Raw genomic sequence first — 12,039 nt, 5'->3', positions numbered from 1 at the left:
AAAGCCCCCACAATAGTGTGGGGGCCGTGGAGGCACCAACTTACGAGAAACTTGTAGGTTGGCGGGAACGTATTGATGCGCTACAACGGTATTATCAACACCATTCGCGTTTTACTATTTTCTTGTTTTAAAAAAAAGAACCATCAACAACAATGGAACAAACATGTGTATCGGAGGCTCGCTTACTGATACAGAGCCATCTTGTGACGGCGTTTTAGTTAAACTAAATAACCCGTTAGCACATAAGCTATCGGTAGTAGTATAAAAACAGGTTTCATCTCCCCCCATACCGCCCCGTCCAGTAGCTAGCACATAATCTCCGTTAAAAAATGTGAAGACAAAGCCTTCTGGATCATCGTCACCGAAAATAAGGTCGTCTAGATCAATTATTTCAATATCGCTTAAATGATCTTCATCAAGTAGGAAGGTATCTCCATCATATTCAAAATTAAAACCAAAACTTTCCCATGTATAGGCACTAAAGTCAGAGACCGAGTCATCAAAAGAGATAGATCCAGAAACAAACGCTTGTGACGAACCGTTGGTTAACGTTAATTCATCAAAGTCGAAGGTAATTAACGCGCCCCATGTAGGTGAGGCAATGGTAAGCAAAATTAACGTAAATAATGTTCTCATAAGGTTTCCAACTTATAAAATATTAAGGCTTAATGCGTTGTTTTTAATTCTTTATTTAACTTTTAGCTTCAATGTATAAGCGGCTATTAAGCTTATTACTTGGTATCTAGTATCTAGTCTTCGTTGTAAACCAGCCATAGGGAGTTCCCCCTACTTTTTAGCCTGTCATTGTCCGCTGGCCACTAGCCGAACGAAGGCAGCGTTTCTATAAGGGAGAACTCTTTTAGTGCCATCTTTAAAACTTACAGCAACAGCACCTTGGTTTAGGTGGGTGAAGGCATTGATGATTAACGCTTCTGCAGCATCACCAGACCAATAGTCGCCCTTATGGGCATGGGGGAAAAATCCGCTTTGAATATACGGTCCCTCGGGCTTTGTCGGGGGTTGAACTAGTGACAGCAGTTCTTGAGATGTCGGCAATCGCCACGTGCTGAGCCCGCACACTTTTTGCAAATTTGCTTGTGCAACTATATCGCTCACATTGCACCCTGGCGTTTTATAAAAACAACTACCTTTATGAGGCTCACCAATATGCAATGAAGATGAATACCAACTGTATGTCCAATAACTATCAAAAGGCGATTCATCATCTCGCCCCACCATCCAGTACAGACGTTGTTCATTGTCTTTAATACAATGCCAAGGGCCATCATTTTCTTCTATCTCTGTGCCTTTAGGGTCTACTTTTACGAACCGGCTTGTTTCAAGGGGTGGTTCTGGCAGCGCAGGTATGCTCAATAACCTTAAAATAACCAGCATGGTGATTAACAGCCCAGCGCGCAGCACAATACGCTTTTTCACAATAGCAACTCCCATACAGTTGGTATTAAAATAAGCATTACTTAGATTGCGTTTGGTAGCGTAATTGGAGAGGTCTTACGTGGCGTGTATGCGCAATTTGTGCATGATCGAAGGCGCTTAACCACATGCATACTCCATCCTCGACGGCGATATCTAAATCATCTTGGGTTTGCTTTTTTCTTACCACCTCAAGGTGCCAATAACCAGAGTCGTAAAGCCCTCGCGCTCTGACATGTGCTCGCCCTCCCTCTAATTGATTTGAACGATACAATACTGAGGGTAATGTACTACCCACTGAATAATCATCGTCCGTCGGCGAATACGCTTTGTAACTAAACCAAGTCCGTTCTCCCTCAGCTGAAGTTTCAGTGAAACGAGGCAGGCGCTTAGGCTCAATACCTTTAGGGGAGTACCATTTCCAATTCATGATGTAACTTCCTCCTAATGAACTATCCTGACGATAACCCGCAGTATAGCGAGACATGCCTGCTATAGGTGCTGTAGGTTTACCAATAAAATTATCGTCCATGATAAACATATTATTGGTTCGCACTGCTTTCCAGTGCCAGAGATCTGCGGTGCGAGAGTGGCTGTAGTGATAACCTTTCTTGTGTGTATTAGCAGGCTTCCCTTTTAAAGGATTAGCCCCTAGGTGTGCAGTGCCTGCTGCGGCAATAAAGCAACTTTTCGAGAGTAACATGGCAAATTTATCTTCATAAAAGCTCAGTTCATTATTGTGCGCAAATCCATTTTCTTTCACCTTCCACCCCTTGTTCGTTTTGATTAAAGGCAGGTGAAGTAAACTTTCCGATGGGTCTTGCCATCGAATAAAGAAATATATTTCAGATTCATTGTGTAATGCTTTAACGCTAACCTTCGATGCGCCATTATTAAAGTTAGCGCCACCAAACGTCCCTATTGATACTTCATTAGCGCTTTGCCAATCAAGCTCGTCATCCTTTCCATCTATTCGAATAAAGCTATCATTCTCAATCTGGTACACAACTAACTTATCCGGTTTAGATAGTATGTACGCACTTATTGCCGCACCGATAACAATGGTAATTAGCAGCAACCCGACATTTTGTTTATTGAAAAATGGCGAGAGCAAGTAAGTCGATAAAACCCGTAAAGGCTTAGTTAAATAGTAACGAATAGGGTGTAATAGAAAAAAGAGAAGCAGCCCTAGTGCGGCATAATAATGTACCCACTTAACTTGAGCCTGCGCCGCTTCAGAAAACACCTGTAGTAAACCAGTAGTGCAAGATACAACTAACAGATATGACCCTAGCTTGTTCCATGCTTTAAAAGCCCCATTTTCTTGGCGCTTGTTGTATAGACACCACAACATAATAGGTAACGCGAGCAACAGGAATGATGCTGCCAAAATATGCCAAAGATGCACTAACCCCTGAGGAAGAAGCCAGCTTACATGCAGCCAAAAACTATGCTGTAAAGTCGCGATCCGAAGCCCTGATAAAAGCAAAATAACCACGCAAATCAATACAACGAAATGGCTTACCAGAAACAAAGAACGTGACTTCATACAAGGCCTGTTAAGCAGAAAAGTGAATGAGTTAAAATGCTACAGAATTATTAATTTTTTATGACTCACCCCACAATAGGGTGATCCCCCCATTTCTCCTCCTCTTTAAATTTCATTCAATACGCGGCATCAATTTATAGCTGCTTTAGGCACTCAAATGAAAATGTTACTTGCTAGTATTCTTATACCCGTATTGCTTTTTTTAACGATGAATTCAGTACAAGCTGCCACCCACCTCTACCGATTGAGTTGGGATAAAAACCCGCAACACGAAGCCGTTATTGGCTTTAGCCCGAAGGGGTTGAGTATTGCTCCTTATGTCATGTATGGATCGACTCCTAACCAAGTCTCTTGGCAAAAAGCTGATGTATCGCTAAATGCCACCTTCTTTACGCTTGAGTCACACTTTGTCAGGCTGGAAAACCTGCCCGCAGATAGTAATATTTACTTTCATGTTTGTGATCAAGACGGGTGCGGCCAACGAATGTGGTTCAAAACCGCTGCCGATTATCCAAAGCCATTCGTTGCTATTGCAGGAGGTGATACCCGAACAGGCTGGACTACACGTCAGGATGGAAACCGTCTTGTAGCCAAAATACGCCCACTATTTATTATGCACGGCGGTGACTTCACGAATGGAAACACTCCTTTTGAAATGGCTGGCTTCCTAGCGGATTGGCAACTCACTTTCTCTGATGACACCATTGATAACATCGGCTACAAGCGTATCTACCCCATTGTTCCTACCCACGGAAATCATGAAGACACCAACTACGCAACATTATGCGAGGTGTTTGGCGTTGACTACTTTCAAGATGGCGAATGCAACGAACAGGACGCCTATGGTGCAATGACCATCAACGATTTAATCCGTGTGTATACCCTGAACAGTCAATTTCAAGAAAGTGGATGGTCAGTTCTAGCGACACAAATGAACGATTGGCTGGCTGATGATTTAAGTACATATGCCAATGCTCCGCTTTGGCGCGTAGCCCAATACCACAAACCTATTTTTCCTCATTATGACGGTAAACCTAGCAACGAAGGTCTATTTAACTGGTGGGCGTCCTTGTTCTACAAACACAACATGAACCTAGTGGTAGAATCGGACACTCACATCAATAAACTTACACACCCGCTAAAACCAGCAGAAACCGGCATTGAATATCTTCAAGCTAACAACGGCGGCACGGTATTTGTTGGAGAAGGAAGCTGGGGGGCACCTGCTCGTTCAGCCAATCAGGCTTTTCCTTGGACAATTGATCTTGCCAGTATTCAGCAGTTTAAAGTATTGAGCGTTACCCAAGAGTCTATATTGATACGCACAGCTCAATTTGATGATAACGCCCGTGCGCTCTCTGCTGATGATCGCGAGCAAGACCCGCTAGCGCTACCAGAAAAGGTAGCATGGTGGTCGGCCAACGGGATTGGCGATGTATTCCCGCTAATTAAAACTACCACTGGGTTAACCCAACATGCAAAACAACTCGCCGATAATGAAAGAGAGTTTGTACTAAGTGTCTCCGATGATAGTTTCATTGCAAGCGAACAGCCTACCAAAAACTACAATGCCTACCCTACAGGCATGCGAGTGGGAAATACCGATGTCACCTATGGTGAAACAAAAGCGCTACTCAAATTCACTCCTGATGTAGTGGGTACCTGTGCAACGTTAACTGAAGCGAATCTGACTCTGTCGGTACAACCTACCGATTCAACGATCGAATCTAATATTTCAGCCTTAACTGAGACCGGTGCCACTTTCGCTGAACTTGGTGTCATGTTGAACCTAGCATTGATTGAGCCTCAATTCAGTGAAAGCGCAGTGAACTGGACTACAGGCAACATCCTATTCTCAAGTGCATCAAGTGGGGAGTTCGACAGCTTTGAAACCATTGCGGCAGGAAATACTATCACCTTCACATTCAATGAAGTGACGCTCGCAAAACTAAACGCACAATTTCAGCAATACCACGCTTTCGGGTTTGGCATTAGTGCAACCCATCCAATAGTGAACCGCTTTGTTAGTGATAGCGAAAATCATAATGCTGCTACACTGCGCACTCGCTTTAGTGCCACTGCGGCGTGCTTCGAACAGCCTAGTAATTCTCTAGCCGTGCCATCCCAAATTACCGAACTCAACGCGAATAAGGGTGATTTCCTTACTTACCATATTCCTGAAGTTTCGCGAGCGCGTTCACTCGAATTTGTTTTACGTTCAGGGTATGGCGACCCCGATTTATATGTACTGAAAAACGGTATAGTCAGTCTTAATCACTATGAATGCCGCCCTTATCTAAAACACGAAAGTGAAGTGTGTTTACTCGAAGTACCAGAGGGTACACCTGTTTCAATAGGCATTCACGCTCATAGCCTATACAGCGGCGCATCACTTACCATTACTGAAAAATAAGCCCTACTTAATTAACATTTTATTGCTGTGAGGGTGATAAAAGCGACAGCACTCACCTTCATCGCTTTGGACAAAAACAATGAATATTTCAAGACGTAATTTCTTTCGACATTCTGCACGCTACATGGGCGCTTCTGCTACGCTACTTTCAGTTAATGCCCTATCCACGCCACTACATTCTAGTTTGCTGGCTAATTACAAAACTGATAATCAGCACTATTTTAAACACGGCGTAGCCAGTGGCGACCCGTTACCTAACGCCGTCATAATCTGGACGAGAGTAAGTTCTTGCACAGACACCGTACCGGTTAATTTCTACGTTGCTACTGACGAGGGCATGACTAACTTGGTTGCAACAGGTGTGGTACAAGCCTCTAGCGAGCGCGACTTTACGGTTAAAGTTGACGTGGAAAAATTAACTCCCAACACTAGCTATTACTACCAGTTCGAAGTATCAGGTTATAGAAGCCGTATTGGTAAAACCAAGACAGCACCACTTGAGGCGACACATGCGCGCTTTGCGGTTGTATCTTGCTCAAACTACCCTGAAGGCTATTTCAATGTGTACCATGCGCTAACCAATATTGATAATCTTGATGCCATTTTACACTTGGGCGATTACTTATATGAGTATGCAGAAGATGAATATGGTGATGGTTCGAGACTTGGCCGCGCCCCACTTCCTGATAAAGAAATAACTACGCTAAGCGATTACCGCACTCGCCACGCACAGTATAAGACCGACCCCGACTTAGCCAAACTTCATGCTTTGCATCCCTTTATTACCGTATGGGATGATCATGAAATTACTAACGACGCCTATAAAGATGGGGCTGAAAATCACAATGAAGGCGAAGGGGATTATCAGCAGCGTAAGCATTTTGCAATTAAAGCCTACTATGAATGGATGCCAATACGAGAAGGAAGTATTTATCGCCAGTTTGAATGGGGAGGGTTACTCGACCTTTTTATGTTAGACACACGCATTGAAGGAAGAGATGCGCAAGTAGATTCATCTGTTGCGCCAGAGCGTAGTGACAGTAACCGCACACTACTGGGTGACGAACAAGAACGCTGGTTACTCGATAATCTTGCAGCTTCTAATGCACATTGGCGCTTTCTAGGGCAACAGGTTATGTTTGGCCAGTTAAAAGGCATCAATGCTCCAAACCTATCTGCAGCGGGTATTCCACTTACGCAAGATCTTGTTGCGCTGAATATGGATCAATGGGATGGATACCCAGAATCTCGGCAGCGCATTTTGGATGTAATTAAAGCCTATAAAATAGAAAATACGGTAGTGCTTACTGGCGATATTCATACCTCTTGGGGAATGGAAGTATTCGAAGACAGTACTAACGGGTATACCTATAACGATAGAATTCGCTTAGGAGAATCGCCTTTAGCGGTAGAGTTTGTGACTCCATCAGTAACATCACCTGGGTTTCCTGATGAAATTGCAGACCCACTCGCCTTGCTTATTCCTACTATGAACCCCCACATGAAATACGTCGAACTTAAAACCCATGGTTTTATGGTAGTGGATGTTACCCGCCACAAGGTAGTTTGCGATTGGTGGTACGTTGATACGATTGAAGATCCTCGTTATACGGCACGATTAGCTAAAAGCATGTATACAGTTAGCGGTAGCCAACGTCTATCGGAACAGCCATCGCTTGGAGTATCTTTCGATTACACACACAATCCGTTTAAGTAAAAAGGTAGCTTGCCGCCAAGATTGTGTTTTTAGGTTATAAAGCTCAAAAAACAAAAATGGGGCGTATGCCCCATTTGAATTGATTCGTAATTAATTGTCGTTAATTAGTATTTGATTCATTTAACGACTTAGCCAACTTATAATTGCCTTGCGATAACGCAATATCGGCCACTGAGTTACCTGCCAAGTCTTTGTGCTGGGGGTTAGCGCCTTGCTCAATTAGCTCATTCACTAAAGACTGCCTATCGAACAAACTAGCGAACATGAGTGCCGTTTGACCTTGAGAGTTAGTTTCATCGATATTGCATTGTGCAAACATCAGTTTTCTAGCCACACTCAAATGCCCTTTGAAAATAGCCCCCATTAGTGCGGTGTTACCTTTGTTATCTTCCTGGCAGGCATTGATATTTTCCTTGCCAAGTAAATAAGTAACCGCATCGTTGTGGCCATGGTAAGCGGCTAGAATAAGTGCGGTATAACCTTTATCGTCAGCTACGTTTCCATCAAGACCTGCCTGATAAAAGGCTTGAAGCAACTCAACATTGCCCTCACGAGCGGCATCAAAATAGTGCGCTTTCAGGTCATCAATACTGGATTGCGCATGACATAGGCTCACGCTAAGCATTAAAGTAAAAAACAATAGTGTGCGTTTAACGATGTGCATTGTGGGTCTCCTGTGTCGTCGTTGGCAATGATAAATATGAGTAGTTGATATGAAAAAAGCTACAAGGTAAAACAGGTGGTTCAAACGAAGTCTTTGATAACGATAACTGCCCTACCTAAATAGGTAGGGCGAGTTGATAGTGGTGTTACTTATTGCATAAGGGCAGTTAAGCTTTCCGCTACTTTCTTCGCTTTAGCAGCGCGGGCTGCTTGCTCGTCCATTAGTGCTTTTGCTTCTGCACGTACTTGCGAGATAGAAACCTTAGCTAGCTTAGCAACGCCGGTGCCGTATTCTTTATCAGCGTTGTACATGAATGCACTGATGATAACGCGAATCTCTTCTTCAGGTACCGATGCTAATGCACCACCCATGTTGTTGATCAAGTTCTTACGACCTTGCTTATCAAGGTTGCGATAGAACTCACCCGCTTGTTTGAAGTTCTGTTCCTTGTAGAAAGGAATTTGCTGTGTCATACCTGCAAGCGGCTTGCTTGAGTAACGGTATGCTGGATCTTCATTCAAGTCTAAGCGACGGCTAGGCTGGTAGTTAACATCACGGTTAGTTGATGTAGTACGAAGCTGGCCATGCTGCTCGTGGTTATTAATCTCAACATTTTTAGGCGCGTTTACCGGAATACGGTAAGCGTTAACACCTAAACGGTAGCGCTGGGTATCAGCATAAGAGAACAAACGACCTTGTAGCATTCTATCTTCTGACGGCTCAATACCTGGAATTAAGTTGCTTGGTGCAAATGCAGCTTGCTCAGTTTCTTCAAAGAAGTTGTCAGGTACACGGTTTAACACCATACGACCAATTTTGCGTGAAGCAACTAACTTCTCAGGCCAGATCTTTGTGGTATCTAACGGGTTGAAGTCAAAATCGTCTAACTGTTCTGGCTCAAGTTCTTGCAAATACAAATCCCATGAAGCGGTTTCGCCTTTCTCACCAATGCGAGTGTAAACGTCAGTAGTGTGTGGCTGGAAATCCATACCTTGTTGTTTCATTGCTTCTTCAGCAGTGAAGTTCTTAATAGGTTGGTTCGCTTTCCACGTAAATTTCACGTATTTAACATTGCCTTCATCATCAACAAATTTGAATGCGTGAACACCTGAACCATCCATATTTAGGTAGCTTGCAGGCGTACCATAGTCAGAGAACAACATGGTTAGTGTGTGCGTAGACTCTGGAACATGCGAGAAGAAGTCGAATACACGCTTAGCATCTTGCTTGTTGGTTACCGGAGACGGTTTAAATGCGTGAACCATATCTGGGAATTTAATTGCATCACGGATAAAGAACACAGGGAAGTTGTTACCGACTAAATCCCAGTTTCCTTGTTCGGTGTAGAATTTAACGGCGAAACCACGAGGATCACGAAGTGTTTCAGGCGAAAGGTGGCCGTGTACTACTGATGAAAAGCGCACGAATACTTCGGTCTTTTTACCTTCACCTTGGAAAGGTGCAGCAACTGTATCGTCAGACAAATCTTCGTAGTTTTCATAGTAACCATGAATACCGACACCACGGGCATGAACCACACGCTCTGGAATACGCTCACGGTCAAACGCCGCTAGCTTCTCAATTAGGTGAGAATCTTGTAAAAGCACAGGGCCCCAAGGACCAGCAGTTTGCGAGTTCTGGTTATCACCAACTGGTGCGCCATTTTGACGAGTAAGGGTATCCGCTTGAGCAGTTAAGCCCATGCTTAACATACCTACGGTTACACAACTTATAATACTACGGGTAAACGATCGCTTCATTTATGCTGCTCCTGAAAAACGAGTTTTATTGGTCGGGGTTTTCTGAGCGACACAAACTTGGTCGCCATAATAGTTATTTGCATAGTTGCAAACCGATTGTGCTGGTTTAGCAACGAATTTGTGCGGTGTAAGTTTTTTTAAAATTGTGCTCACATCAGCTCTCCTTGTTAGATGCGAGGATTATTCACGTTCTGCGAAAACTATTAAAATGACATTAATTGATTAACTTAATTTGATTTATAGATGTGACTAAAGAATAGAAAACTGATTGAGTTTTTCGATTGGTATTTTAGACTGGGTGAGCTTGGGAAAATTTGCGATTTGTTCGATAGTTTAATTAACAAGTCAATTTTTAACTTAACACCAAAAGGTTAGTATCTTTGATACTTATTTCAGAGTGACAACGATGGTAGATAAGAGAATACACAAAGGGGTCAAAGGCAGAAGCAAAGGTAGGTAGGAAGATAGACAGAAAGGTAATGTACTTCACATACACAAAGCACATTACCGATAATCAGTTACTTGAACATGGTGCTAGTTAAAGCGCCATCCAGGGGCCTGTAATGGCCAAGGTCTTACTGGGAGAGTACATATTCACGAACAACACACTGCCGTCGTTAGTGAAGCACGCGCCGGCAAGTTCGGTTTGCGCGTGTAGTTTGGCAACGTTATAAATATCGCCCTCTGGTGTAACCCCGCGAAGGTGGTTATCTACCACTTCGGTGTACTGGTCTTCACATACAATCAAATGGCCATTAGGGCTTACTGTTAGATTATCGCCAAAGTTAAATAAGCTAGCGTCATCACTTTCAACGAATAATTGTAATCTGCCACCAGAGGTCTCTAGGCTTGAAGCAGAATCAGCTGTAGCGCCTTGTTGCTGAGACCTTTGTGGTTGAGAGCCTTGTGATTGAGAGCGGTGTGGCTGGTAACGCATTATCTGACCTAGTTGCTTTGCCCCACCATTGGTACAGCAAAAATAAAGCTCGTTGCTGCCCCAATGCAGCCCTTCACCTCGAGCAAACAACGTTGCGCCCGCCTTATAACCTTGAACGCGCAAGTCATCATTAGGGCTTTCTGGGGTATGTAAATCAACCCAATCCACATTTAACCATTCTCCCAGATTCATACGCGCCTTATCCCAGTTACGAGAGTCGAACTGAGGCACACCTTTTATGCGCAAAGCCTGTAACTTACCGCCTTTATCCAGCTGGCCTTTAACATTAGGAATAAAGCGATAAAACAAACTATCACCTCTGTCTTCCGTTAAATAAACAATACCCGTTTCTGGGTCGACACAAGCCGCTTCATGATTAAACCGCCCCATAGCCTTAAGCGGTTTAGCCTCTACTAACGTCTCAGCATCAGCAGGTACTTCAAAGATATAGCCATGCTCTTTCGAAATAACACCGTTAGGTTTATCGACCGATTCTTCGCACGTTAACCACGTCCCCCAAGGCGTAATACCGCCAGCACAGTTGCGAATAGTACCGACTAAGCTAACAAACTCTTTTTCAACAACCTTGGTATCGAGATTATAAACCAGCGTGGTGGTGCCTCCTGGCAGCGCGACACCGTTTTCAAATTTATCGTAAGCTAAATCAGTAGTATGAGTTTGAATAGATTCAGGCTGGATAGATAGATGAGCAGCCTGTAACTCGTGATTTCGTACTAAGGCAACCTTATTGTTACCTAGCGAGAAACATCCCATGCCGTCAGCTCTATCGGGCACATTTAATCCATCGCTCATGGCATCACCCAGTTCAGAGATAACCTGGTAACTAAAACCCTGAGGTAAATCGAGAAGTTTCTTAGGATCAGGCACAAGTGGCCCATAGCCTCTGGTGGTTGGCGTTAACACACCCGCATTCGCCTTACCCAACGCACTTGATGCCAACCCAGCAAATGCCAAGGTACCCGCCCCTTTAAAAAACTGCCTTCTATTAATCATTATTATCACTCTTTGTACTAATACTTACGCACCTGATTTACGTGTACCCGATTAAACCAAATACTGCCTGCATCTATCATCACACACTATTGTTACATTATAACGTTTGTTACCTTTTCTCTATGACAATTACCGATGTTTTTATAGAAGATAGCTACCCTAGTAACCCATTGCAGTTAAACCGGTCTATGATATTTAAAGAAAAGCACGACAAAGTTTACTTGTGTTGGTGAAAACACATGGCAATAGACCGAGAGATAAGGGATGAGTTCAGAGTGATAAAACTAAAATGAGTCAGCTTTTGAGTGCAGCTTAGGCTTCATATCAAACTTCTCATTGTTAAATAGAGTTTTGAGCACTTAGGAAACTTTCTACAGCATGGATGCTATAGCGAAGGCCCCATGGATGGGTTATCCCCTACTATAGCAATAGTAGATGCTGGCATTTACAAGAGAGGGAGTAGCCCCCATCTAAAACCTTCCACAGCATAGATGCGACTGCACAGGCTCCATTGATGGATTCACGCCGCATTTCTGATGGGATTAATCACT

At 43.5% G+C, this 12,039-nt stretch carries 9 protein-coding genes; 2 read left to right on the top strand and 7 right to left on the bottom strand.

Annotated elements, in window-relative coordinates; all coding sequences use genetic code 11:
* Positions 1-114 precede the first annotated feature (114 nt).
* From KYS23_RS14820 to KYS23_RS14810, 3 genes are all read right to left on the bottom strand, one after another.
* Positions 115-636, bottom strand: a complete 522-nt coding sequence (locus tag KYS23_RS14820; RefSeq protein WP_159533396.1) for a hypothetical protein — start codon at positions 634-636, stop codon at positions 115-117.
* Between the two features lie 165 nt (positions 637-801).
* Complete coding sequence (locus tag KYS23_RS14815; RefSeq protein WP_159533398.1) at positions 802-1,437, bottom strand: Lcl C-terminal domain-containing protein; 636 nt, start codon at positions 1,435-1,437, stop codon at positions 802-804.
* A gap of 37 nt (positions 1,438-1,474) precedes the next feature.
* Positions 1,475-2,983: an ethylbenzene dehydrogenase-related protein gene (locus KYS23_RS14810; RefSeq protein WP_218419219.1), complete on the bottom strand. Its 1,509-nt coding sequence runs from the start codon at positions 2,981-2,983 to the stop codon at positions 1,475-1,477.
* Positions 2,984-3,140: 157 nt separating this feature from the next.
* Here KYS23_RS14810 and KYS23_RS14805 point away from each other — a divergent pair, with 157 nt between their 5' ends.
* Entirely contained in the window at positions 3,141-5,396 is a 2,256-nt protein-coding gene (locus tag KYS23_RS14805) for a metallophosphoesterase (protein WP_218419217.1), read from the top strand.
* A 79-nt stretch (positions 5,397-5,475) separates the two neighbouring features.
* Positions 5,476-7,113 (top strand): alkaline phosphatase D family protein, encoded by a 1,638-nt coding sequence (locus tag KYS23_RS14800; RefSeq protein ID WP_218419215.1) that lies wholly within the window; start codon positions 5,476-5,478, stop codon positions 7,111-7,113.
* A gap of 100 nt (positions 7,114-7,213) precedes the next feature.
* On the opposite strand, the gene KYS23_RS14795 is transcribed toward KYS23_RS14800, so the two are convergent.
* From KYS23_RS14795 to KYS23_RS14780, 4 genes are all read right to left on the bottom strand, one after another.
* Positions 7,214-7,777, bottom strand: a complete 564-nt coding sequence (locus KYS23_RS14795; RefSeq protein WP_218419214.1) for an ankyrin repeat domain-containing protein — start codon at positions 7,775-7,777, stop codon at positions 7,214-7,216.
* A gap of 149 nt (positions 7,778-7,926) precedes the next feature.
* Positions 7,927-9,489, bottom strand: coding sequence for a catalase (locus tag KYS23_RS14790; RefSeq protein WP_246604426.1), 1,563 nt, complete (start codon positions 9,487-9,489; stop codon positions 7,927-7,929).
* A gap of 48 nt (positions 9,490-9,537) precedes the next feature.
* A complete protein-coding gene (locus KYS23_RS14785; protein ID WP_159533405.1) occupies positions 9,538-9,690 on the bottom strand; it encodes a hypothetical protein in 153 nt (50 codons plus the stop codon).
* Positions 9,691-10,075: 385 nt separating this feature from the next.
* A complete protein-coding gene (locus KYS23_RS14780; protein ID WP_218419205.1) occupies positions 10,076-11,488 on the bottom strand; it encodes an alkaline phosphatase PhoX in 1,413 nt (470 codons plus the stop codon).
* Positions 11,489-12,039 lie beyond the last annotated feature (551 nt).

Source organism: Alteromonas lipotrueae (genome assembly GCF_019249255.1).
Lineage (GTDB): Bacteria > Pseudomonadota > Gammaproteobacteria > Enterobacterales > Alteromonadaceae > Alteromonas > Alteromonas lipotrueae.
Note: the sequence above shows the minus strand (reverse complement) of the source record. Positions and strands in the feature narration are given on the sequence as shown.

What these genes read in the sequence shown, in the direction of transcription:
- KYS23_RS14820 (WP_159533396.1), bottom strand. Translation starts at nt 636, where the DNA reads ATGAGAACATTATTTACGTTAATTTTGCTTACCATTGCCTCACCTACA.
- KYS23_RS14810 (WP_218419219.1), bottom strand. Translation starts at nt 2,983, where the DNA reads ATGAAGTCACGTTCTTTGTTTCTGGTAAGCCATTTCGTTGTATTGATT.
- KYS23_RS14805 (WP_218419217.1), top strand. Translation starts at nt 3,141, where the DNA reads ATGAAAATGTTACTTGCTAGTATTCTTATACCCGTATTGCTTTTTTTA.
- KYS23_RS14800 (WP_218419215.1), top strand. Translation starts at nt 5,476, where the DNA reads ATGAATATTTCAAGACGTAATTTCTTTCGACATTCTGCACGCTACATG.
- KYS23_RS14795 (WP_218419214.1), bottom strand. Translation starts at nt 7,777, where the DNA reads ATGCACATCGTTAAACGCACACTATTGTTTTTTACTTTAATGCTTAGC.
- KYS23_RS14790 (WP_246604426.1), bottom strand. Translation starts at nt 9,489, where the DNA reads ATGTTAAGCATGGGCTTAACTGCTCAAGCGGATACCCTTACTCGTCAA.
- KYS23_RS14780 (WP_218419205.1), bottom strand. Translation starts at nt 11,488, where the DNA reads ATGATTAATAGAAGGCAGTTTTTTAAAGGGGCGGGTACCTTGGCATTT.